At 63.7% G+C, this 22,937-nt stretch carries 22 protein-coding genes; 8 read left to right on the top strand and 14 right to left on the bottom strand.

The features are described from left to right. Window positions 1–29 precede the first annotated feature (29 nt). Window positions 30–950, top strand: a complete 921-nt coding sequence (locus GQB03_RS07885; protein ID WP_159687115.1) for a LysR family transcriptional regulator — start codon at window positions 30–32, stop codon at window positions 948–950. An 18-nt stretch (window positions 951–968) separates the two neighbouring features. On the opposite strand, the gene GQB03_RS07880 is transcribed toward GQB03_RS07885, so the two are convergent. Genes GQB03_RS07880 through GQB03_RS07870 form a run of 3 tightly spaced genes read right to left on the bottom strand, consistent with a single transcriptional unit; the run spans window position 969 to window position 4,498 of the window. Continuing rightward, the gene (locus GQB03_RS07880) at window positions 969–2,174 is read right to left on the bottom strand and encodes a 3-oxoadipyl-CoA thiolase (protein WP_159687112.1); all 1,206 of its coding nucleotides are present in this window, start codon (window positions 2,172–2,174) and stop codon (window positions 969–971) included. A gap of 30 nt (window positions 2,175–2,204) precedes the next feature. Then, entirely contained in the window at window positions 2,205–3,725 is a 1,521-nt protein-coding gene (locus tag GQB03_RS07875; RefSeq protein ID WP_159687110.1) for a 3-hydroxyacyl-CoA dehydrogenase, read from the bottom strand. 2 nt (window positions 3,726–3,727) lie between these two features. Continuing rightward, a complete protein-coding gene (locus tag GQB03_RS07870; protein ID WP_159687106.1) occupies window positions 3,728–4,498 on the bottom strand; it encodes an enoyl-CoA hydratase-related protein in 771 nt (256 codons plus the stop codon). Window positions 4,499–4,730: 232 nt separating this feature from the next. Between GQB03_RS07870 and GQB03_RS07865 the strand changes: the two genes are divergently transcribed. Beyond that, complete coding sequence (locus GQB03_RS07865) at window positions 4,731–5,144, top strand: acyl-CoA thioesterase (RefSeq protein ID WP_159687101.1); 414 nt, start codon at window positions 4,731–4,733, stop codon at window positions 5,142–5,144. A 241-nt stretch (window positions 5,145–5,385) separates the two neighbouring features. On the opposite strand, the gene GQB03_RS07860 is transcribed toward GQB03_RS07865, so the two are convergent. From GQB03_RS07860 to badH, 9 genes are all read right to left on the bottom strand, one after another. Next, window positions 5,386–6,087 (bottom strand): nitroreductase, encoded by a 702-nt coding sequence (locus GQB03_RS07860; RefSeq protein ID WP_159687098.1) that lies wholly within the window; start codon window positions 6,085–6,087, stop codon window positions 5,386–5,388. A 37-nt stretch (window positions 6,088–6,124) separates the two neighbouring features. Further along, window positions 6,125–7,066, bottom strand: a complete 942-nt coding sequence (locus GQB03_RS07855; RefSeq protein WP_159687095.1) for a branched-chain amino acid ABC transporter permease — start codon at window positions 7,064–7,066, stop codon at window positions 6,125–6,127. After that, window positions 7,066–7,953: a branched-chain amino acid ABC transporter permease gene (locus GQB03_RS07850; protein WP_159687091.1), complete on the bottom strand. Its 888-nt coding sequence runs from the start codon at window positions 7,951–7,953 to the stop codon at window positions 7,066–7,068. The genes GQB03_RS07855 and GQB03_RS07850 overlap by 1 nt, the downstream gene beginning before the upstream one ends. A 110-nt stretch (window positions 7,954–8,063) precedes the next feature. Next, complete coding sequence (locus tag GQB03_RS07845; RefSeq protein WP_159687087.1) at window positions 8,064–8,771, bottom strand: ABC transporter ATP-binding protein; 708 nt, start codon at window positions 8,769–8,771, stop codon at window positions 8,064–8,066. Then, window positions 8,771–9,574: an ABC transporter ATP-binding protein gene (locus tag GQB03_RS07840; protein WP_159687082.1), complete on the bottom strand. Its 804-nt coding sequence runs from the start codon at window positions 9,572–9,574 to the stop codon at window positions 8,771–8,773. Before GQB03_RS07840 ends, GQB03_RS07845 begins: the two co-directional genes overlap by 1 nt. A 32-nt stretch (window positions 9,575–9,606) precedes the next feature. Continuing rightward, a complete protein-coding gene (locus GQB03_RS07835; protein WP_159687078.1) occupies window positions 9,607–10,779 on the bottom strand; it encodes an acyl-CoA dehydrogenase in 1,173 nt (390 codons plus the stop codon). Between the two features lie 41 nt (window positions 10,780–10,820). Beyond that, a complete protein-coding gene (locus tag GQB03_RS07830) occupies window positions 10,821–11,975 on the bottom strand; it encodes an acyl-CoA dehydrogenase family protein (protein WP_159687073.1) in 1,155 nt (384 codons plus the stop codon). A 63-nt stretch (window positions 11,976–12,038) separates the two neighbouring features. After that, window positions 12,039–12,821: a 2-ketocyclohexanecarboxyl-CoA hydrolase gene (gene badI / locus GQB03_RS07825; protein WP_159687068.1), complete on the bottom strand. Its 783-nt coding sequence runs from the start codon at window positions 12,819–12,821 to the stop codon at window positions 12,039–12,041. Between the two features lie 44 nt (window positions 12,822–12,865). Continuing rightward, on the bottom strand, window positions 12,866–13,633 hold the full coding sequence (gene badH, locus GQB03_RS07820) for a 2-hydroxycyclohexanecarboxyl-CoA dehydrogenase (protein ID WP_159687064.1): 768 nt from the start codon (window positions 13,631–13,633) through the stop codon (window positions 12,866–12,868). Window positions 13,634–13,741: 108 nt separating this feature from the next. Between badH and GQB03_RS07815 the strand changes: the two genes are divergently transcribed. Further along, window positions 13,742–14,212 (top strand): MarR family winged helix-turn-helix transcriptional regulator, encoded by a 471-nt coding sequence (locus GQB03_RS07815; RefSeq protein WP_159687059.1) that lies wholly within the window; start codon window positions 13,742–13,744, stop codon window positions 14,210–14,212. On the opposite strand, the gene aliB is transcribed toward GQB03_RS07815, so the two are convergent. Next, window positions 14,209–15,357, bottom strand: coding sequence for a cyclohexanecarboxyl-CoA dehydrogenase (aliB, locus tag GQB03_RS07810; protein ID WP_159687052.1), 1,149 nt, complete (start codon window positions 15,355–15,357; stop codon window positions 14,209–14,211). The genes GQB03_RS07815 and aliB overlap by 4 nt on opposite strands. A gap of 282 nt (window positions 15,358–15,639) precedes the next feature. Here aliB and GQB03_RS07805 point away from each other — a divergent pair, with 282 nt between their 5' ends. The 5 genes from GQB03_RS07805 to GQB03_RS07785 all read left to right on the top strand — a co-directional run bounded on the left by GQB03_RS07805 (window position 15,640) and on the right by GQB03_RS07785 (window position 21,468). After that, on the top strand, window positions 15,640–16,902 hold the full coding sequence (locus GQB03_RS07805) for an ABC transporter substrate-binding protein (RefSeq protein WP_159687046.1): 1,263 nt from the start codon (window positions 15,640–15,642) through the stop codon (window positions 16,900–16,902). Window positions 16,903–16,930: 28 nt separating this feature from the next. Next, window positions 16,931–18,559, top strand: coding sequence for a cyclohexanecarboxylate-CoA ligase (gene aliA / locus GQB03_RS07800; RefSeq protein WP_159687040.1), 1,629 nt, complete (start codon window positions 16,931–16,933; stop codon window positions 18,557–18,559). A 21-nt stretch (window positions 18,560–18,580) separates the two neighbouring features. Beyond that, window positions 18,581–19,354 (top strand): enoyl-CoA hydratase, encoded by a 774-nt coding sequence (locus tag GQB03_RS07795; protein ID WP_159687037.1) that lies wholly within the window; start codon window positions 18,581–18,583, stop codon window positions 19,352–19,354. A gap of 183 nt (window positions 19,355–19,537) precedes the next feature. After that, a complete protein-coding gene (locus GQB03_RS07790) occupies window positions 19,538–20,683 on the top strand; it encodes a hypothetical protein (RefSeq protein ID WP_159687034.1) in 1,146 nt (381 codons plus the stop codon). Window positions 20,684–20,823: 140 nt separating this feature from the next. Further along, window positions 20,824–21,468, top strand: a complete 645-nt coding sequence (locus GQB03_RS07785; protein ID WP_159687029.1) for a hypothetical protein — start codon at window positions 20,824–20,826, stop codon at window positions 21,466–21,468. On the opposite strand, the gene GQB03_RS07780 is transcribed toward GQB03_RS07785, so the two are convergent. Further along, window positions 21,462–22,715: a D-amino acid dehydrogenase gene (locus GQB03_RS07780; protein WP_159687026.1), complete on the bottom strand. Its 1,254-nt coding sequence runs from the start codon at window positions 22,713–22,715 to the stop codon at window positions 21,462–21,464. The two genes, GQB03_RS07785 and GQB03_RS07780, sit on opposite strands and share 7 nt — an antisense overlap. Between the last annotated feature and the right edge of the window lie 222 nt (window positions 22,716–22,937).

Raw genomic sequence — 22,937 nt, 5'->3', positions numbered from 1 at the left:
GGATAACATTGTTCCATCGGAGGAACAATATGCAGATCGATCCGAATGACCTCATGATTTACGCAGCGGTGGTCGAAGCCGGTAGCTTCACCCGCGCCGCCGCTCAGCTTGGCCTGCCCAAATCCTCGGTATCGCGCCGCATCGCCGCGCTCGAGGACGAGCTTGGCGAACGCCTCCTGACCCGCACCACCCGCAGTCTCACGATCACCGATTTCGGCGAAGGACTGCTCGCTCACGCACGCCGCGTCGGCGAGGAGATCGACGCGGTACGCAGCCTCGCCGAGCAGCGTCATGCCGAGCCGAGCGGCATGCTACGGGTGTCGATGCTTGCGGATTTCAGCACCCTCGTACTCACACCGATGCTTGCCGAATTCTGCGCACGCTACCCACGCATCGAGTTGCGACTCGATCTTTCCCCCAGGCGCGTCGATCTCATCGGCGAGAACTTCGACCTCGCAATCCGCATGGGCAAGCTACCCGACGACGCGACCCTGGTCGCCCGGAGGGTCGGCGAATTCGCGTCGATCCTGGTCGCCACGCCCGAATACCTGGCCCGCCATGGAACCCCTCGACACCCCGACGATCTTGCCAACCACGTCGGCCTGCGGTTGCTGCGTGGCGACGAGCCGGCTGGCCTGGAACTGCGATGTGCCGACCAGCGCTGGGAAGGTGAGCTACCCGGTCGGCTCAGCGCAAACTCGCTCGGTCTGCTGCTGCGCATGGCCGAACAGGGCGCGGGCATCGCCACGGTCACCCATGCCTTTGTGCATGAGGCACTCGCCCGTGGCGATCTGGTGCAGCTCTTGCCCGAATGGCAGGCACCAAGCCAGACCGCATGGGCGGTGATGCCGAGTCGACGCCTCATCCCGGCAAAGACGCGTGCTTTCGTCGATATGCTGATCGAAACCTTGGCCAAGTGTCCGGCCCCCGCGAGCATATCGAACCGATGATCGACGCCCCCTTGCCGCTCACTGCTCGCAGCGTTCGAGCACTAGCGCGATACCCTGCCCTACCCCGATGCACAGGCTCACCACTGCGTAACGGCCGCCACGACGCTCGAGTTCACGCAACGCGGTCAAGGCAATCCGTGCCCCCGAGGCGCCGAGCGGATGGCCAAGGGCAATGCCGCCGCCGTTGGGATTGACCCGCGGATCGCCGAAATCGAGGCCGAGCAGCTTGAGGCAACCCAGCACCTGCGGCGCGAAGGCTTCATTGATTTCGATCACGTCGATGTCGGCAAGCGCGAGCCCGGCGCGCTCCAGTGCCCGCGGGATCGCGAACGCCGGGCCGATCCCCATTACCCGTGGCGCCACGCCGACCACTGCGCCGGCAAGAATGCGTCCCCGCGCCCTGACGCCGGCAGACTCGCCGGCCGCGCGGCTACCGACAATCAAGGCGGCAGCGCCATCATTGATGCCCGAGGCATTGCCCGCCGTCACCACGCCACCGAACAGGGGTTTGAGCGATGCGAGGCTTTCCACCGTTGTATCGGGGCGGGGATGCTCGTCTTCGCAGACGATGCGAGGCGGCTTCTTGCGACCGGTAGGGACTTCGATTGGCAGGATCTCGTCGGTGAAGAAGCCGGCATCACGGGCCGCCGCGTATTTCGCCTGCGATGCTGCCGCAAAGCGATCGGATGCGGCACGGTCGATGCCGATCTCGGCGGCCACGTTATCGGCGGTCTCCGGCATGCTGTCATTGCCGTAACTCGCCACCAGGTCGGGATTCGGAAAGCGTGCGCCGATCGTGGTGTCGAAGACCTTGAAGTCGCGGCTCCATGCGGCCTCGGGTTTGCCGACCACGAAAGGTGCGCGGCTCATGCTCTCGACGCCGCCCGCGACAAACAGGCTGCCCTCGCCGCAGCTTACCGCCCGCGCACTATCGAGCAGCGCTGCAAGACCGCTGCCGCAAAGGCGGTTGACCGTCTGCCCCGCTACCGTCTCCGGTAGCCCGGCCAGCAGTGCCGCGTGGCGCGCAACGTTGCGACCGTCTTCGCCGGATTGAGCAGCGCAGCCAAGGATGACGTCCTCGAAACCTGCAGGGTCGAAAGCACTGCGATCGACGAGCGCGCGAATGACGGCAGCAGCCAGATCGTCCGGACGAACCGGTGCCAGCGCACCCCCGTGGCGGCCGATCGGCGAGCGCAGGCCATCGTAGATATAGGCATCAAGCATTTCTTGTTCACCTCGTTGAAGCGTTGGGATTCAGTTTTCGGGCGTCAGCAGCGACACTCCTAGCCGCGCACGGCGGGTCAGCCAGGGGCTGGGGCGGTAGCGCGGGTCCCGGTAGAAGGCATGCATCGCATCCAGCACCTGCAATACCCGCGGGGCGCCAAGCGCATCACCCATGGCCAGCGGGCCTTGCGGATAACCGAGCCCGAGCGTCACCGCACGGTCGATGTCGGCCGGGGTGGCAATGCGCTGCTGGGCAATGTCGCAGGCGATATTGACGATCATCGCCAGCACCCGCTGGCTGACGAAACCCGGGCTGTCGTGAATGGTGGTGATGGGACCGCCGTCGGCAGCAAGCGCTGCCCAGACAGCATCGCGCACTTCCGGTCTGGTCACCGGCGTGTTCATCAAGGTGATCTGCCGCTCTGCAAAGAAGGGGTCGATCGCGACCGTTCGGCCGGGGTCCACCCCCGCCTCAAGTGCCGCGGCGGTGGCGTCGACGCCGATCGGCAACACCACGCACGCCGCATCGACGCCCGGCCTGTCACCGTTTTCGACCCGCATCCCGGCGGCATCCAGGCGGGCAGCCAGCATGGCCCGCAGCGCCGCATCCCCCTCGCCCAGCCACACCGGCATGGCGCACAGCGGCGGTACGGGCGGCACCGGTGCCTGCTCGGCCCGGCCATCGGTGTAAACATAGAATCCGCGGGCGCTCTTGCGCCCCAGCAGACCCGCGGCGAGCCGCTGGCGGGCAATCGGCGAGGGCCGATAGCGCGGTTCCTGGTAATACTGGCCATAGATCGACTCCATGACCGGATGCGAGACGTCCAGTCCGGTGAGATCAAGGAGTTCGAAGGGGCCCAGCCGGAATCCGGCGCCGGCACGCAGAATGCGGTCAACAGCGGCAAAATCGGCGATGCCCTCGCCGACGATGCGCAGAGCCTCGGTCAGGAAACCGCGGCCGGCGTGATTGACGATGAATCCTGGCGTGTCCTTGGCACGCACCGCGGTGTGGCCCATGCGCTCCCCCAGCGCCACGAGGCTGTCGGTCACCGACGGCTCGGTCATCACCCCGTCGATCACTTCCACGATTTTCATCAGCGGAACCGGGCTGAAGAAGTGAAAGCCCGCGACCCGCTGTGGCACGCGGCAACCCGCCGCGATGCTGGTCACCGGTAGCGACGAGGTGTTTGTGGCAAGCACGCAGTCTTCCGCAACCACGGCCTCCAGTTCGGCAAAGAGGGCGCGCTTGGCATCGAGCTGCTCGACGATCGCCTCGACCACCAGATGAGCACCGGCAAGCTCCGCCAGCGATGCTGCCGGTTTCAGCCGGGCAGACGCGGCCGCTGCGGCATCGGCGTCGATGCGTCCCTTGCCGGAGAGCATTATGAAGGTCGTCTCGACGGCCGCCCTTGCCTCCTCCGCCGCCCCCTCGCGGGCATCGAACAGATACACCGTGATGCCCGCCATTGCCGCAATCTGGGCGATCCCTCGGCCCATCAGTCCGGTGCCAACGATGCCGATCTGCAAATCTTCACGCGTTGCGTCGAACATGTTCAGCGCCCCCGGAAGTTCGGCTGACGCTTGTCGAGGAAAGCGTGCATGCCTTCCTTCTGGTCCGCGCTCGCAAACAACAACTGGAATGCCTTGCGCTCAAGCAGCAACGCGGTGTCCAGCGATGCGTCCTGCCCGCCCAGCAGCACCTCCTTGATCTGCGCCACCGCAAGTGGCGGCATCGTCGCGATGCTGCCGGCCAGTGCCAGCGCACGGTCGAGCACTTCCGCATCCGGCACCACTTCGCTGACCAGCCCGGCCGCCTCTGCATCTCGTGCACCGATCGGCTCGCCCGTCAGCAACATGCGAAAGGCCTTGAACTTGCCGACCGTACGCGCCAGCCGCTGGATCCCGCCGGCGCCGGGCATGATGCCGACCTTGATCTCGGGCTGGCCAAACATTGCACCTTCGCCCGCAACGATGATGTCAGCGTGCATCGCCAACTCGCAGCCGCCACCCAGGGCGTAGCCATTGACCGCGGCGATCACCGGTTTCGGGCAGCCGGCGATCGCCTGCCACATGCGCTGATTGTTGAGCAGCATGATATCGACCGGGCCGGCATCGGCCATCGCCCGCAGATCCGCGCCCGCGGCGAATACCTTCTCGTTTCCGGTCAGGACGATGACGCGCACCTCGTCATTGCAGGCAAGCTCGGCGAAGCGTGCAGCCAACGCGGCGCGCAGCGGCTGACCGAGCGCATTGTGCGCCTCCGGTCGGTTCAGTTTCAGCAGCGCGACCGCTGGCTGTGGAAATTCGAGTATCAGTTCCTGCACGCCTTCGTCTCCGTCATTTTGGTAGGTACCGGGTTCCGGGATCGTCCTGGCCGGTTTTGAAAACATTAACCAGAGCGCAATTTTGTGTCAATATATTTACTCTTTTTGGCATTCAAATACTCGTCTTTATCCATATATTTCTGAAGATTAAATTGTTCGCCCATGAGATCATGTCAATAAGTAGTCAGACAGGCATGCCGACAATCACGAACTCTCGACCCGGAAGCACGACATGATCTTCAACACGGACAAACAGATCCGCTTCGCTCACTGCGATCCGGCCGGGATCGGCTTTTATCCTCGCTACGTCGAACTGATCAACGAAGTGGTCGAGGATTGGTTTGACGAAGGGCTCGACATCGGCTTCCGGGCATTCCACGAAACCCATCGGCTGGGCATACCGACCGTGCGCCTGGAGGTCGAATACATCGCACCGAGCCGCTATGGCGACCGTCTGCGCTTTGAACTCGAGGTCGAGCGCATCGGGACAAGCTCGATGACCCTGCTCGTCTCGGCCGGCACCTCAGAGGAGGCCCGACTGCGGGCGAAGCTGATCGTCGTCCTCACTTCGCTGGAGAACCTGCGTCCGGTCCCGATCGAGGGAATCTGGCATCAGCGCTTCTCCACCTATCTGAGCACCACATAAAAATGCCGGCCCGGTGACGACACCGGGCCGGCCAAAACCGGCAACAAGCGCGGGGAGAGGGAGACGCTTTGTGCCGGGTCGCGCCGAGGAGAGCGCAGCAAGAAACCGGACCGGGAGGGTCCGGCATGATCGTGGACGAGCCCGTCATCGGGGCATGCTCGACAGCTCCGAACCCGAAATGCGCTCGCCGACGTGTCATCGGCCTCGGCTTTCCATCCCGTTGTCGCAGCCGGCACGTTCTCTATTCGTGACGCACCACGAACTCGTCGAGCCTGGCCCGCTCACTCACCAAGGTGTTCTCGGGCGAGGCCGGATCGGGCCATCCCAGTGCGATGCCGCAGACGACCTGCTCGTTGGGCGGCAGGCCAAGGACCTCGGCAATGATCCGGTGGTAATCGATCCAGGCCGCCTGCGGACAGGTCGCCAGACCACGTGCCTCCGCGGCAAGCATGACGTTCTGCAGGAACATGCCGTAATCGAGCCAGCTTCCCTGACCGAGACGACGGTCGATGGTGAACATCAAACCGACCGGCGCACCGAAGAATTCGAAATTCTTGCGATGCTGGGCCCGCATGCGAGGACCGTCGCCCTTGGCAATGCCGATAAGGCCGTAGAGATCCCAACCCACCTTGCGGCGGCGACCGAGATAAGGTTCGAAGAACTCGGGCGGGTAGTAGTCATATTCCGGGGTATGACTGCCATCGGCGGCATCGAATGCCTTGCACACTTCGTCGACCAGTCGGGCACGCGTCGCACCGGTCAGCACATGTACCCGCCACGGCTGGGTATTGGTTCCTGACGGTGCCCTCGCCGCAATATGCAGGATTTCGTCGATGGCAGCGTCCGGCACGGGGTCGGGCAGGAACGCCCGTACCGAACGGCGAGCCTTCATGATGCGATCCACCGCATCCTGCGTGAAGGCAATTTCGGGAGTTTGTTTCATTCGGTTTTCTCCATCACGAGCGGGCTGCATATCCGGTTCAGCGATATTTTTCGCCAATCATGCGGTGATAAAGGGCGATGCCTTCTCCGACGATGCCGCGACGGAAGACCAGCACGCAGAAGACGAACAGGAAGCCGGTGATCACGGTCACCAGCGATCCGACCTTGTCCGCCAGCTCGCTGTGCAGGCTCACGATCACCGTGGCACCCGCAATCGGCCCCAATACTGTACCCATGCCGCCAAGCAGCGTCATGAGCACAACCTCCCCGGAGGTGTTCCAGTGCGCATCGGTCAGGGTCGCAAAGCCGAAGAGGACGGTTTTCATCGAGCCTGCCAGCCCCGCCAGCCCCGCCGACAGTACGAAGGCCAGCAGCTTGTAGCGGTCGACGTCATAGCCCAGCGAGATCGCCCGTGGCTCATTCTCGCGTATCGCCTTCAAGGTCTGGCCGAACGGCGACTGGATCGTGCGCTGGATCAGCCAGAAGGTCAGCGAGAACAGCACCACGATCAAGTAGTAGAGAATGTAGTCGTTGGCGAGATCGAGGCCGAACAGGCTACCCCGCGGCACCCCCTGCAGGCCGTTTTCCCCGCCCGAGAAGGACGACTGCAGCAGGACGAAGTACATCAGCTGCGCAAGCGCCAGCGTCACCATGGCGAAGTAGATGCCCTGCCGGCGGATCGCGAGCATGCCGACCAGGGCCCCGAGCACGGCACCACCGAGGGTGCCGAGCGCCAGACCTGCGAGCGTCGGCAGCTCCCAGGCGGTGAGCGCATGTCCTGTCAGATAGGCCGAGCCGCCGAGGAACATTGCGTGGCCAAAGGACAGCAAGCCGGTGTAGCCGAGCAGCAGATTGAATGCACACGCAAAGAGCGCGAAGCACAGGACCTTCATGATCAGCACCGGATAGATTGCCGCTGGTGCAGCCAGCAGCAGTGCGAACCCGATGACGTAGGCAATCGATGACTTTCTGGCGTTCATCACTTTTCCTTCCCGAAAAGACCGGCCGGACGGACCATCAGCACGATCACCATGACAATGAAGACGACAGTGGAACTCGCCTGCGCGTAGAACACCTTGGTCAGCCCTTCGATCACGCCAAGGCCGAGCCCGGTGATGATCGAGCCCATGATCGAACCCATGCCGCCAATGACGACGACCGCAAAGACGGTGATGATCATGTTCGAGCTCATCAGCGGACTGACCTGGGTCGTCGGTGCCGCAAGCACCCCGGCGAAGGCGGCGAGCGCCGTTCCGAATGCATAGGTCAGCATCACCATGACCGGCACGTTGATGCCGAACGCCTGGGTCAGGCCCGGATTCTCGGTTCCGGCCCGCAGATAGGCCCCCAACCGGGTCTTTTCGATCATGAACCAGGTTGCGAAGCAGATCGTCAGCGAGGCCACGATGACCCACATGCGGTACTTCGGCAGGAACATGAATCCGAGGTCGACCGCACCGCCGAGTTCGGGCGGGATCGAATACGGCTGCCCGCTCGAGCCGAACACGTAACGGAAGCCGCCACCGATGATCAGCGCGACGCCGAACGTGAGCAGCAAACCGTAAAGGGGATCGAGCTTGTAGATCCACTGCAACAGGAAACGCTCGATGACGATACCGATGGCGCCGACGAAAAGCGGCACCAGCAGCAGCGACCGCCAGTAGCCGATGCCGAGATAGACCATCGCAAGCCAGCTGAACATGGCACCCATCATGTAAAGCGCACCGTGTGCGAAATTGATGATGTGCAGCATGCCGAAGATGACGGCGAGGCCGAGGCTCAGCAAGGCGTAGAAGGAGCCATTTACAAGTCCGAGCATGAGCTGGCCAAGCAGGGCGGGAAGCGGAATGCCGAAGATTTCGTTCATGTGGCAGTACTCCGGTGTATGAGTTTGGGTGAGCAGGAGGCGCCGGGCGCGCGATCACGGAGGCGCTGCATGTCCGGATGTGATCGCGCCCGAGCACGCACGGGGCGCGTTTACACGCCCAGGAGCTCCTGCAGGTAATCCATGCGGCCCGCCAGTTCGCTCTGTGCGATCTCGGCCGCGATCTGGCCGTGCTCGACAACGAACATACGATCCGCCAGCGGAGCCGCGAAGCGGAAATTCTGTTCGACCAGCACGATCGTGTAGTCGCGGGTCTTCAGCTCGCGAATGATCTCGCCGAGCTTTTGCACGATCACCGGCGCCAGACCTTCGGAAATCTCGTCGAGCAGCAGCAGCCGCGCCCCGGTGCGCAGAATCCGGGCCAGCGCGAGCATCTGCTGTTCGCCGCCGGACAGGCGGGTACCCTGGCTGTGACGGCGCTCGGCGAGATTGGGAAACATCTCGTAGAGCTCTTCCACGCTCATCCCACCGCTCCCGACCCGCGGCGGCAGCAACAGGTTTTCCTCGGTGGTCAGACTCGAATAGATGCCCCGCTCTTCGGGGCAATAACCGACCCCGAGCTGCGCGATCTTGTGAGGCGCCATGTCGATCGCCTCGCGGCCATTGATCACGATCGAGCCGGTCCGTTTTCCAGTGAGCCCCATGAGGGCCCGCAAGGTCGTGGTGCGGCCGGCACCGTTGCGCCCCAGCAGGCTCACGCACTCGCCACGTCGCACGGTGAAATCCATGCCGTGCAGAATGTGCGACTCTCCGTAGAACGCATGCAGTTTCGATACCCGCAGATATTCGGTCGCACTCATCAGTGTGCCCCCGCAAGCTGGGCCGCTTCGCTGCCCATGTAGGCTTCGATCACCAGCGGATTCGACGACACAGCGTCGTAGTCCCCCTCGGCCAGAATGGCCCCACGGGCCAGCACCGTGATCGCATCGCAGATGCCCGACACCACTTTCATGTTGTGCTCCACCATGAGAATGGTGCGATTGACCGACACCTTCTTGATGAGCTGCATGACCAGCTCGACGTCCTCGTGCCCCATGCCCTGGGTCGGCTCGTCGAGCAGCATCAACTCCGGTTCGAGCGCCAGCGTGGTGGCGATCTCGAGTGCGCGCTTGCGTCCGTACGGCATCTCGACGGTGACCATGTCGGCATAGCGCTCGAGGCCGACCGAGGCCAGCAGCGCCATGGCCTGCTCATCGAGCCGACGCAGGCTGGCTCCGGATTCCCAGAAATGAAAGGTGGTGCCGAGCTTGCGCTGCAAGGCCACCTTCACGTTCTCCAGCACCGTCATGTGCGGAAACACCGCGGATATCTGGAAGGAGCGCACCATCCCGGTACGGGCGATGCGCTGCGGTGCCTCACCCGTGATGTCGCGACCCTTGAAGCGGATCGTGCCGCGGGTCGGCTGCAGGAACTTGGTGAGCAGATTGAAGCAGGTCGTCTTGCCCGCACCGTTGGGGCCGATCAGGGCATGGATGTGCCCCCGTCGTATCTTCAGGTCGACCCCATCGACCGCCACGAAACCACGGAACTCCTTAACGAGTCCGTGCGTTTCGAGAATCGGTTCCGCTTCCGGCCGGGCCGTTGCCACAGTCTTGTCAGTCATTGTCTCCCCCTGGACGCATCACCGCCCGGTGTTCAAACCGAGAAGGCCTGGATGCCGGTCTGCGCTCGACCGAGAATCAATGCGTGCACGTCATGGGTGCCCTCGTAGGTATTCACGACTTCGAGATTGACCATGTGGCGAATTACCCCGTATTCGTCTGAGATGCCGTTCCCGCCGAGCATGTCGCGCGCCATTCGGGCGATCTCCAGCGCCTTGCCGCAGGAGTTGCGCTTGATGATCGAGGTGATCTCCACCGGCGCGATCCCCTCGTCCTTCATGCGGCCGACCCGCAGGCAGGTCTGCAGGCCCAGCACGATTTCGGTCTGCATGTCGGCGAGCTTCTTCTGAATGAGCTGGTTGGCGGCCAGCGGACGTCCGAACTGCTTGCGGTCCAGCACGTACAGCCGGGCGCGGTGCCAGCAATCCTCGGCCGCGCCGAGCGCGCCCCAGGCGATGCCGTAGCGCGCCGAGTTGAGGCAGGTGAACGGGCCCTTGAGGCCGCGCACTGTCGGAAAGGCGTTCTCTTCCGGGCAGAACACTTCGTCCATCACGATCTCGCCGGTGATCGAGGCACGCAGGCCGACCTTGCCGTGGATCGCCGGGGCGGACAGGCCCTTCCAGCCTTTCTCGAGCACAAAGCCGCGGATCTGCCCTTCGTCGTCCTTGGCCCACACCACGAAGACATCGGCGATCGGGCTGTTGGTGATCCACATCTTGCTGCCGGATAGGCTGTAGCCGCCGTCGACCTTGCGCGCACGGGTGACCATGCTACCGGGGTCCGAACCATGGTTCGGCTCGGTCAGGCCAAAGCAGCCGATCCATTCACCGCTGGCGAGCTTCGGCAGATATTTCTGCTTCTGTGCCTCGCTGCCGAACTCGTTGATCGGCACCATCACCAACGAAGACTGCACGCTCATCATCGAGCGGTAGCCCGAATCGACCCGCTCGACTTCACGGGCGATCAGCCCGTAGGCCACGTAATTGAGCCCGCCACCGCCGTATTCGGTCGGAATCGTCGGACCGAGCAGGCCCATCTCGCCCATCTCGCGAAAGATCGCCGGATCGGTGCGCTCATTACGGAAGGCTTCCTGCACGCTGGGCAGCAACTTCCCCTGCGAATACGCCTGCGCGGCGTCGCGGATCATGCGTTCGTCTTCGCCGAGCTGCCGATCCAGCAACAGCGGATCATCCCATTTGAATTCCATGTCTCTTCTCTCCTCGATTTCCTGGTATGGAAGATGCGGCCTCAGCCGTTGTGTGCGCGGATCATGTTGCGGGCGATCACAAGTTGCTGGATCTGGGTAGTGCCTTCGAACAGGCGGAACAGCCTGACGTCGCGATAGAAGCGCTCGATGCCGTATTCGGACAGATAGCCGGCGCCGCCGAAGATCTGCACCGCGCGGTCGGCAACCCGGCCGCACATCTCGGAGGCGAACATCTTTGCGCACGAGGCCTCGGTGCCGACATCGCGGCCTTCGTCGCGCTTGCGCGCGGCATCGATCACCATGCAGCGCGCGGCGTACAGCTCGGCCTTGCTGTCGGCGAGCATCGCCTGCACCAGCTGGAACTCGGCGATCGGCTTGCCGAACTGCTTGCGCTCGCAGGCGTAGCGCAGCGCGTCCTCGAGCATTCGCTCGGCCACGCCGACCGAGATCGCGGCGATGTTGATGCGGCCCTTGTCGAGCACTTTCATGGCGGTCTTGAAACCGATGCCCTCGCGCTCGCCGATCAGGTTCGCGGCCGGCACCCGGCAGTCCTCGAAGATCACGTCACAGGTGTGTGATCCCTTGTGGCCCATCTTCTCGTCGGGCGCGCCGAGCGAGAGCCCCGGCGTACCACGTTCGACGATGAAGGCGGAAATACCGTCGGCCCCCTTGCGGCTCGGATCGGTGCGCGCCATGACGGTAAAGATGCCGGCCTCGGGCGCATTGGTGATATAGCGCTTGGTGCCGTTCAGCACATATGAATCGCCCTCGCGCACCGCGGTGGTCCGCAGGCTGGCGGCATCCGATCCACTGTCCGGTTCGGTCAGTGCGAACGAACCGATGATCTCGCCGGTGACGAGCCGCGGCAGGTAGTGCGCCTTCTGTGCGGCCGTGCCGTCGATGACGATGCCCTGGCCACCGATGCCGTTGTTGGTCGCGAACAGCGAACGGAAGCAAGGCGACGCGTGGCCGATCTCGAAGGTCGCCAGCACCTCCTCTTCCATCGTCAGCCCCATGCCCCCGTGCTCTTCGGGGATGGACAGGCCGAACAGGCCGAGTTCCTTCATCTCCGCTACCAGTTCGTCGGGGATGCGATCTTTTTCGGCGACGAGCGCCTCGTTCGGCACCAGTCGTTCGCGCACGAAGCGCGTGATGGTGTCGAGCAGGACGTTGAGTGTTTCCTGGTCTCTGATCATGGTGTGTTCCGCTCCACTCTGATTCGATGCCCGGCCGCCGCAGGCCGCCGGGCAAACGCTGGATTACTTGACGTGTTTGCGGAATTCCGGCTTGCGCTTCTCGCGGAAGGCATCCCCGCCCTCGGCCGACTCGGGCGTCTCGTAATAGAGCTTGAGGGCATGCATGGCGAGACCGCCCATGCCGCGGATCATCTCGGTGTCGACGTTGAAGGACTTCTTCGCCAGCGCGATCGCGGTCGGGCTCTTCTCGACGATCTCGTCACACCACTTCTTCACCTCGGCGTCGAGCTGGTCCTGCGGCACGACCGCGTTGACCAGACCCATCTCGAGCGCCTGCTGGGCGGTGTAGCGGCGGCACAGGTACCAGATCTCGCGCGCCTTCTTCTCGCCCACCACGCGAGCCAGCAAGGCAGTGCCGAAACCGGGATCCACCGAGCCGACGCGCGGCCCGGCCTGCCCGAGTTGGGCGTTGTCAGAGGCGATCGCCAGGTCGCAGATCGTCACCAGCACGTTGCCGCCGCCGATGGCATAGCCATTGACCCGCGCGATCACCGGTTTGGAGATGTCGCGGATCGCGCTCTGCACTTCCTCGATCGGCAAGCCGATCACGCCGCGTCCGCCGTAGCCACCGTCCTGGGTGCCCTGGTCACCGCCGGTGCAAAAGGCCTTCTCGCCCGCGCCGGTCAGCACCACCACGCCGATGCTCTTGTCGAAATCCGCGTCCTTGAAGGCGTGGATCATCTCCTCGCAGGTTTGCGCGCGGAATGCGTTGAACTGCTTCGGCCGGTTGATGGTGATGGTGGCGATGCCGTCGGCCTTGGTGTAGAGGATGTCCTGGTATTCCATGTCCGTATTCCTTGTTGATGTCTGGGTGAGGTTCGCGGGCCGGATCAGCCGGCCATGGTCAGGCCACCGGAGACGCTGATGATCTGGCCGGTGATGAAGGACGCTTCATCGCTGGCGAGAAAGGCGACGATGCCCGGCAGGTCTTCCGGCTGACCGAGGCGGCCGAAGGGAATCGCCTTGGCCAGCGCACCCTTGAGCTTCTCGCCCTGCTCGCCTTCCCCGGCGAAGTCGCGGAACAGCGCGGTGTCGGTCGGCCCCGGGCAGACCACGTTCACGTTGATCTGCTTGCGGGCCAGTTCGCGCGCCATGGTCTTCGAGAAGGACACCAGACCGCCCTTGCAGAAGGCATATACCGCCTCGCCGGACGAGCCCACACGCGCCGCGTCGGACGCAACGTTGATCACGCGACCAGCCCCGCGTGCCGCCATGCCGGTGAGCACTGCGTGATGCATGTAGAGCGCGCCGTAAAGGTTCACCGCGACGATCCGGTCCCACAGCGCCTTGTCGGTCTTGAGGAAGGGTCCGGCCTGGTCCCAGCCGGCGTTGTTCACCAGCACGCCGATCGGCCCCAGTTGCTGCTCGGCAGCGGCCACCGCTCCAATCACCGATTCCTGGCTGGTGAGATCGACCGCGAATGCGGCAGCCTTGCCGCCAGCATCGCGAATACCTGCCGCCACGGATTCGGCGGCATCCTTGTTGATGTCGAAAACCGCGACCACCGAACCGTCTTCGGCGAAGCGGCGGCAGATTGCCGATCCGATACCGCCACCGCCACCGGTCACGATGACGACCTTGTCCTTGAGTCCTTTCATTTACCCTTCTCCTTTTGTGATGTTTCCCGAACCGCTGCCCGTTGCACCGGGCATCGGCTATGCGCTTCAATGAGCGTTCTTCAAATCCAGCCCAGTGAGCCGACTCCGATGAAAGATCTTTCCGCCGAGAAAAGCCTCGCCTCGATCGAGATCAACAACCGGCTCTTTTTCCGCTTCTTCCAGGCGGCCAATACCCTGCATACCAAGGGCACCCAGGCGCTCGACGAATTCGGCGTCACCACCCAGCAATGGTCCGTTCTCGGCGCGCTGTCCCGACCGAAGGCTGCCGAAGGCATGAGCGTCGGCGAGCTGTCCCGCTACCTGCTGGTCAGCCGCCAGAACCTGTCCGGCCTGCTGACGCGCCTCGAGCGCGACGGTCATGTCGAGCGCAGCCCCGGCGAGGACGACCGTCGTTCGCGCAAGGTGCGCCTGACCGCCAAGGGCGAAGCGCTGTGGACCGCCCTCGCCGATCCGATCCACGATTTCTACGATCAGGCGCTCAAGGGCCTGTCGTTCGACGATCGCCTGGCATTCATCCATTACATCAGCCTCCTGCAGAAGAACATGTCCAAGCTCTAGAGCCGGTACTGGGTGATCTTCTGGCGGCCGATGATCATCTTCATGATGTTCGCGGTGCCGTCGCCGATCTGCAGGCCCATGACATCCCGATAGCGCTGACCGAAGTCGTAGTCGCCGCCGTAGCCGCCATGGCCATGGGTGAGCAGGCACTGGTGGATGATGTCGCAGGCCAGTTTCGGCCCCCACCATTTGCACATGGCCGCCTCGGCCGTGTGCGGAAGATCGTTGTCCTTGAGCCAGAGCGTGCGCAGGCACAGCAGGCGGCAGGCTTCGTACATGGTCTCCGCCTCGGCCAGCGGGAAGGTCACGCCCTGGAACTCGCCGATCGGCTTGCCGAACGCTTCGCGCTCCTGGACGTAGCGCCAGGTCTCGTCCAGCGAGGCACGCGCCACGCCCATGCACTGCAGACCAATCAACGCGCGGCTGTAGTCGAAGCCCTGCATCACCTGGATGAAGCCCTGCCCTTCGTCGCCGAGCATCATTTCGCGCCCGATGCGCACGCCATCGAAGAAGATCGAACCACGACCCACCGGCCGGGTACCGATATCGTCGAAGGTCGTCCGCGAGACACCCGGCAGGTCCATCGGCACGAGAAATGCGCTGATGCCGCGGGCGCCGTCGGCATCTGATCCGGTACGGGCAAACACGACCGCCACATCCGCCTGGGTTGCCATCGAAATCGAGGTTTTCTCCCCCGACAGGATGAAGTCGTCGCCGTCGCACACTGCCTTGAGCTTGAGCCGCGCCGCATCGGAACCGGCACTCGGCTCGGTAAGCGCGATCGCAATCGCCTTGCGCCCGGCAATGACTTCGCCGAGCCACTTGCGTGCGGCCTCGGAACGTCCATGGGTAGCAACGATCTGCCCGCAAAGGGAGACGAGCAGGTTGACGTAGGAGACGTTGAAATCACCGTAGGCGATCTGCTCCAGCAACAGCCCGCTGGTGACGCAATCGAGCCCGAGCCCGCCACTCTCCTCGCTCAGCTCGGGGCCGAGAAAACCCATCCCGCCCATCTCGAGAATCACTTCCCGCTCCACACACTCCGCCTTCTCACGCGCCCGGTAGCCGGGCGCCAGACGATTTCGCGCAAATCTGGCAGCGGTTTCGACCAGTGCCTGCTGTTCCGCATCAAGACTGAAATCCATCGTTATGTCTCCCTCGATTCGAGTGGTCGCATCCTAGAAGAAGGCTCTCACTTATGTCAAGATATTGTTATATATTTCTCAGCAACGGAAATTCCCCTTGCGGAAATCGAGATCTATATAGCTGTTTTATTTATATTTTTTTCAATATTTTTGCTGCACTGCACAACACAAATCCTCATAAAGAACGTTTTTATGTCAATCTGTTGACTTATAACGGCACCGTCGATAACCTTGCCTCGCCGTTGGGAAAGGCGGCCGTACATCACGACAAAGGAGCGAGACATGAAGCTTGAAAGCACGAAGAAGACGACGCGAACGAAGCATGCGAACGCGTTGCGGCCCGGCCTGATCACTGCCGCCATCGCACTCGCGTGCGGTTTCGGCGCCCCCGCCAATGCCGCGGTCAGCGACGACGTGGTCAAGATCGGGGTGCTGACCGATATGTCAGGCACCTACTCCGACTTCACCGGCCAGGGCGCCGTGATTGCCGCAAGAATGGCCGTGAAGGACTTTTCGAAAGACGGCACCGTTCTCGGGAAGAAGGTCGAGGTCGTCAGCGCGGACCACCAGAACAAGGCCGACATCGGTTCGGAGATCGCACGCAGCTGGATCGATCGCGACAAGGTCGACGTGATCACCGAGCTCGTCACGACAAGTGTGGCGCTGGCCGTGATGGACGTCGTCGCGCAGAAGAACCGGATCGCACTCGTATCGGGTGCCGCATCCCTGCCGATCACCAACGAGCGCTGCAACGCCAACACGGTGCACTGGGTATATGACTCGTACGGCCTGGCTGCCGGCACCGCCAAGGCCGTCGTGAAAAGCGGGAAGAAGAACTGGTACTTCATTGCCGCCGATTACGCCGCCGGCGAAGCGATGATGAACGGCGCCGCTCAGGTGGTTACGGCAAGCGGCGGCAAGGTCGTCGGCTCGACCAAGCACCCCTTCCCGAGCTCCGACTTCTCCTCGTTCCTGCTGAGTGCGCAAGCTTCCGGCGCCGATGTGATCGCCCTAGCAAACGGCGGGCAGGACACCATCACCGCGATCAAGCAGGCGGCCGAATTCGGCATCACCGGGTCAAAACAGACGCTCGTGCCGATCGTGCTGTTCATCAACGACGTGCACGCACTTGGCCTGCAGACCGCCAAGGGGCTGACCCTGACTGAAGGTTTCTACTGGAACCGTGACGACAAGACCCGGGCCTGGTCACGCCGCTTTTTCGAACAAGCCAAGAAGATGCCCAGCATGGCCCATGCCGGTGTGTACTCGTCGGTCATGAATTACCTGAAGGCAGTCGAGAAGACCGGTAGCGACGACGCCGGTGTCGTCATGAAATACCTCAAATCGACGCCCATCGACGACGGTCTGTTCAAGGGCAATATCCGCGCTGACGGCAAGTTCGCGCATGACATGCTGCTGCTCGAAGTCAAGAAACCGAGCGAATCCACCGAGCCGTGGGACTACTACCACGTCCGCGCGGTGATTCCCGCCAGCGACGCAGCCCTCCCCCTCGAAAAATCCAAGTGCAGCCTGGTCAGGCAGTAAGCCCGCTTTCGATCGCAAGGAGAACAGCATGAACTTTGATCCAGTACTGCTCGCGCCGCGCATGGCGCCGATGAAGGCGGCCGGACTGTGGCGCGACGAAACCATCAGCGTGTTCGTGAAGCGTGCCCTCGAACGGTTTGCGGACAAGACCGCCGTGGTCGCCTATCGGCAGGGCGAGGACCAGCCGGTTCGCCTGAGCTATCGCGAACTCGACCAACGGGTGGATCGCATTGCCCGCGGACTGGCTTCAATGGGTGTCGGAAAGGGCGACGTCGTCACCTTCCAGCTGCCCAACTCATGGGAATTCATCGCCATCGCACTGGCCTGCGCACGCCTCGGTGCGGCAGCCAACCCGGTGATGCCGATCTTCCGCGAGCACGAACTCAACTTCATGCTGAGTTTCGGTGAGTCCAAGGTGTTCATCGTGCCAAAGGTGTTCCGTGGTTTTGATTACGCGTCCATGGCCCGCGGACTCAAACCGGGGCTGCCCCACCTGCAGCGTGTGATCGTGGTCGGCGGCGACGGCGAGGACAGCTTCGAGCGGGCCTTGCTGCGTGAAGACACGCCCCCCCTGGAGACGGATGGCCTGGGGCCCGACGACGTGCTGCTTCTCATGTATACGTCGGGCACGACTGGCGAACCCAAGGCGGTGATGCACACTTCGAACACGCTGTTCTCCAACCTCCACGCATACATCGAGGTGATGGAGCTCAGCGAATCCGACATCGTGCTGGGCGCCTCGCCGATGGCTCACCTCACCGGCTATGGCTATCTCGCCATGATTCCGCTGATCCTCAATTCCACGACCGTACTGCAGGATATCTGGGATGCGCCGCGCGCCCACCAGATCGCCCGCGCCGAAGGTGTGACCTTCAGCATGGCGTCCGCGGCCTTCGTTGCCGATCTGTGCCTTGCCGTCGAGAACGGCAGCCAGCCCGCCGCCAGCTTTACCAGGTTCAACTGTGCGGGCGCACCAATTCCGCCAGTGTTGATCGAACGTGCCCACCGTCTCATGGGCCTGCGCATCAGCTCCGCCTGGGGGATGACCGAGTGTGGTGCGGTCACCGTAACCGAACCCGCACGGGCACTCGAAAAATCGGGGGTATCCGATGGCCGTCCGCTGCGTGGCATGGAACTGAAGGTCGTCGACGCCGACGACCACGAACTGCCACCCGGCGAGACCGGCTCGCTCTTCATTCGTGGCGCATCGCTGTTCGCGGGCTACCTGAAACGCCCCCATCTCAATGCGACCTCGGAGGACGGCTGGTTCAATACCGGCGATCTGGCCTTCATCGACGACGAGGGTTACCTGCGGATCAACGGTCGCAGCAAGGACCTGGTCATTCGCGGCGGCGAGAACATCCCGGTGATGGAAATCGAGAACCTGCTGTACAAGCATCCCTCGGTGATGTCCTGCGCAGTGGTCGGCTACCCGGACAGTCGCCTTGGCGAACGGGCATGCGCTTTCGTTTCGCTCAAGCCGGGCACTGCGCTGAGCTTCGACGAGATGGTCAACTACTTCGCCGAACAGAAGGTTGCCAAACAGTACTGCCCCGAACGGCTCGAGATCGTCGACAACCTGCCAGCGACGCCGAGCGGCAAACTGCAGAAATTCAAGCTGCGCGAAATCGCGAAGCAGTTCGGCAAACCGGCATGATCGGCTAACGGAGAGCATCTCATGACTTCCGTCATCATTGTCGAGACCCAGGATCGGGTTGGCCTGATCCGCCTCAACCGCCCCGAGGTCTTCAATGCACTCAACGACGAACTGATGAATGCGCTCGGCGACACGCTGAGCGCATTCGAATCGGATCCGCAGATCGGCTGCGTCGTCATCACCGGCTCTGACAAGGCCTTCGCCGCCGGCGCCGACATCGCCGCGATGCGTTCATGGGACTACATGGACGTCTACAAGGCCGACTTCATCACCCGCAACTGGGAGCGCCTGAAAACCTTCCGAAAACCGGTAATTGCCGCCGTGTCCGGGGTGGCCCTCGGCGGTGGTTGCGAATTGGCAATGATGTGCGACATCGTGTTCGCAGCCGATACTGCCCGTTTCGGTCTGCCCGAAATCAAGCTCGCCACCATCCCGGGTGCGGGCGGCACCCAGCGGATGCCGCGCGCCGTCGGCAAGGCGAAGGCCATGGATCTGTGCATGACGGGCCGCTTCATGGACGCGCATGAAGCCGAGCGCAGCGGACTCGTGTCGCGGATATTTCCTGCCGACAAGCTACTCGAGGCGGCGCTCGATACGGCGCGCGAAATCTCCGGACGCTCACAACCCGTCCTGATGATGTTGAAGGAGTCGATCAACAGGGCCTTTGAATCGCCGCTCAACGAAGGACTCCTGTTCGAGCGGCGCACGCTTCATGCATCGTTCGCGCTGGCCGACCAGAAGGAAGGCATGGCTGCGTTCGTGGAAAAACGTGCGCCGGTGTTCACCGACCGCTGAGCAAGCAAGTAGGCCCTGCGGCCCCAAGCGCATCGCGAGTTGAACCGGTCGGCGCGGCGCACTTTTTCGCAAGTGCACCGCGCCTTGCCTCCGTATTGCCAATGACTACACTTGAACCTGCTGCGGTCGGGTATGCATGTGCTGTCCGGCCGACACGAGCCGCATTCCATCAGGGGGAGCAACATGGCGAAGGGTCTCAAGTACGAAGACGATTATCTCGTTGGCGGGCCCGCAAAGGCCTGGGTAACGCCTAACTTCATGCTCTCGGAGTACGCGGGGCCCGATGGCAAGGTCCGGATTCATCGCGAGCTTGTCGCCGCCGTGCAGGCCCTGCGCACCGCACTCGCCCGCGGCGTCGACATCGCCTCGATCAAGCCCGAAGGCGATCTGGGCACGGGACGTGAAGGACGTTTCGTATGGGTGAAATCGGGTGATCCGCAAGAGGTGGTGGCCGTCGCAACGCGGCTTGCCAAGGACGGCTGGTTCGACCGCATCGAAACGCGTGGCGACAAGGTCTACCTCGAAATGCCCGATCCGCAGAACCTCCCCCAACTGGTTGCCGAGCAGGCGCTCGAGCGCGCGATCGAGATCACCGCGGCCTTCGAGACCGCCGGCGATCCCTATCTGCAGGTGACTGGCAATTTCGACGGCGCCGGGCTCTCCTTCGGGCCGATCCAGGTCAACTTCGCCACCGGCACCCTGCAGGAAATGTTCAGGCGCTATCAGGCGCGCGACGAGGCCGCGCTGCGCCGCTGCTTCGGTCCCCTGTGGGACGAGTGGCAATCCGTGATGAAGCTGCCCTCGCGCAGCAAGCAGGTGGCGTGGGCGGATGCCCTCAGTCGCGGCCGCGGCAAGGCCGATTTCGCCCCCGAATGGAAGGCCGCCCTGCAGGCGGTGGGCAATACCCCGGCGTTTCGCAACGAGACGCTGCGCTACGCCTACGATGTGTATGGCCGCAAGCTGATCGTGGCACTTTCCTGGCTGCATGGCGTGAAACCGATCCGCATCGGAAATTTCCGCTGTCTCGCTGCGCTTTACGATCTTTGCGTTCAGCAGGGCAGCCTCAACAAGGCACACGACGCCATCCGGCGTCGCGTCGAGCGCGAAAACCCGCAGGATGAATTCGCGCTCACCCGCATCGCGGTCGAAGAGCGAGGACGCGCGGCCAGCGCCCCGTGGCGCGCCGACTGCATCAGTCGCCGGCTGTGCATTCTCGAGCGCGAACCCGTAAAGGTAAGCGACTCGGGCAAGACGGCCGAGCGCGACAACCCCAACCTCTTTCTGTTGCGCAACGCGCCGGTCAAGCAGATGGAACGCTACCTGCTCTGAGCGGCGAAGACGCGGCGCGGCAGCCAACGCAGTGGCGCGTGCCGGCCGATGGAATAGAGGCGCCATGCCGGCTGTTCAGAACGGGGAGCCCAAGCGCCCGCCCGACGTGTCCGCGTCATCAAAACAAAGGAGACCGCCCCATGAAAGTCCGATCAGCTGTCCTGCTCGCCTCACTCGGCCTCGCCGCCTGCGCACAGATGTATCCGGGCTCGAAGCCCGGAATGAGCTTCTTTGTCACCAGCCAGGGGCCGGGGCGCGGCGGCGACCTCGGTGGCCTCGCGGGTGCCGACGCGCACTGCGCGAGGCTCGCGGCAGCCGCCGGCGCTGGGGACAAGACCTGGCATGCCTACCTCAGCACCGATACGGTCGATGCCCGTAGCCGCATCGGCAACGGGCCATGGTACGACGCCAAGGGCGTGATGATCGCATCGAGCGTCGCCGACCTGCACGGCGCCGGCAACAAGCTCGACAAGCAGAGCGCGCTAAGCGAATCCGGTGCGGTCATCAACGGCCGTGGCGACACACCCAATCGCCATGACATCCTCACCGGCTCCAACCCGGACGGGACGCGTGTCGCCGGCAAGAACTGCGCGGGCTGGACCAGCAGCGACGCGGGCACCGCCATCGTCGGCCACCACGACCGCATGGGCCTGCGCGACGACGCACCGTCGAAATCCTGGAACAGCTCGCACGAAACCCGCGGCTGCAGCCAGGAGGCCTTCAAGGCCACCGGCGGCGACGGCCTGCTGTACTGCTTCGCAAGCGGCGGCAAGAGCGCTTACTGAAGAAAAGGGAAATCGATCGCGGGCCGGCGCCGGCAGACGAGATCGGCCAGCGCGGCCCCCGAGCCGCACGACATCGTCCAGCCCAGCGTGCCGTGGCCGGTGTTGAGCCACAGGTTGCGGTAGCGGCTGCGCCCGATGAGCGGCACGCTGGACGGCGTCACCGGCCGCAGGCCGCACCACATCTGCGGCTCCCCTGTTTCGCGCAGGCCGGGGAAGAGCGTGCGGGTGCGCGCCAGCAACGCAGCGGCACGAACCGGGTTCGCGGACAGGTCGTAGCCCGAGAATTCGGCCGTGCCAGCGATGCGCAAACGCGAACCGAGCCGCGAAAAGACGAGTTTGTGGCCATCGTCGGTAAGGCTTACGGTCGGCGCGATCGAACCCTCGGCAAGGCTCAGCGTGGCCGAATAGCCCTTGGCCGGATATACCGGCACACGCACGCCCAGCGAGCGCAGCAGCAGCGGACTGTAGCTGCCCAGCGCCACGACGAATTCGTCCGCCATGATTCGCTGACCATCGCCCAGCACCACTTCGCTGATCCGGTCACCCTCATTGCACAGGCTCGCGACCGGCAGCCCCAGCCTGAAGCGCACCCCCGCGCCACGACACCTTTCCGCCAGCCGTCGGGTGAATATGTGCGCGTCGCCCGATTCATCGGTGCGCGTGTAGTCACCACCTACCAGGGCATGTTCGCAGCCACGCAGCGCAGGCTCGATGGCGACGCACTCCTCGGCACTGAGCAGGCGGCGATCGCACCCGAACTCACGCATGATGGATCCGGCATGCCGGGCACGCCGAAACTCACCCTCGTCGGTATAGAAATGCAGGATGCCCTTTTCGAGATGATCGTATTCGAGCGGTACGTCACCCGCGAACGACGCGCGCAGGCTGCGCAGGCATTCACGACTGTAGTCGGCGAGCCGCACGATATCGCGAATATTGCGCCGGCTGCGGCCCGGCAGACATTCGCGCAGGAAGCGCAGACTCCAGCACAGCAGCGCCGGGTCCGCCCGCAGACGGAACAGCAAGGGCGCGTCCTCGCGCCCCAGCCAGGAGAGCGCCTTGAAAGGCGTTGCGGGATTCGCCCAGGGCTCGGCGTGCGACACCGCGATCTGCCCGCCGTTGGCAAAGCTCGTCTCGAGTCCCTCGCCGGGCTGACGGTCGATCACCGTGACCTCGCAGCCCGCACGTGCGAGATACCACGCCGAGGCCACGCCCACCACGCCCGCACCCAGCACCGCAACTTTCATTGATCCTTCTCCACGATGCTTTTGGCTCACTGGCGCTGCGCGATGATCCGCGTCAGGCTTGCGAGCGCTCCTGTTCCGATAATTGAACGGCCGTCTCAGGCATTGCCTCGGTTTCGATTTTTGCGAGGGCCTGGGCGGCGCGCTGTACCGCGGGCAGCAGCTGCAGGGCCTTCTCCCGGCCCATGCGCATCACCGGCGCCTGCACCGCGATGCCGGTGTTCG

The organism is Cognatazoarcus halotolerans, assembly GCF_009800965.1.
GTDB lineage: Bacteria > Pseudomonadota > Gammaproteobacteria > Burkholderiales > Rhodocyclaceae > Cognatazoarcus > Cognatazoarcus halotolerans.
This window is presented reverse-complemented; position numbering and strand designations above follow the sequence as displayed.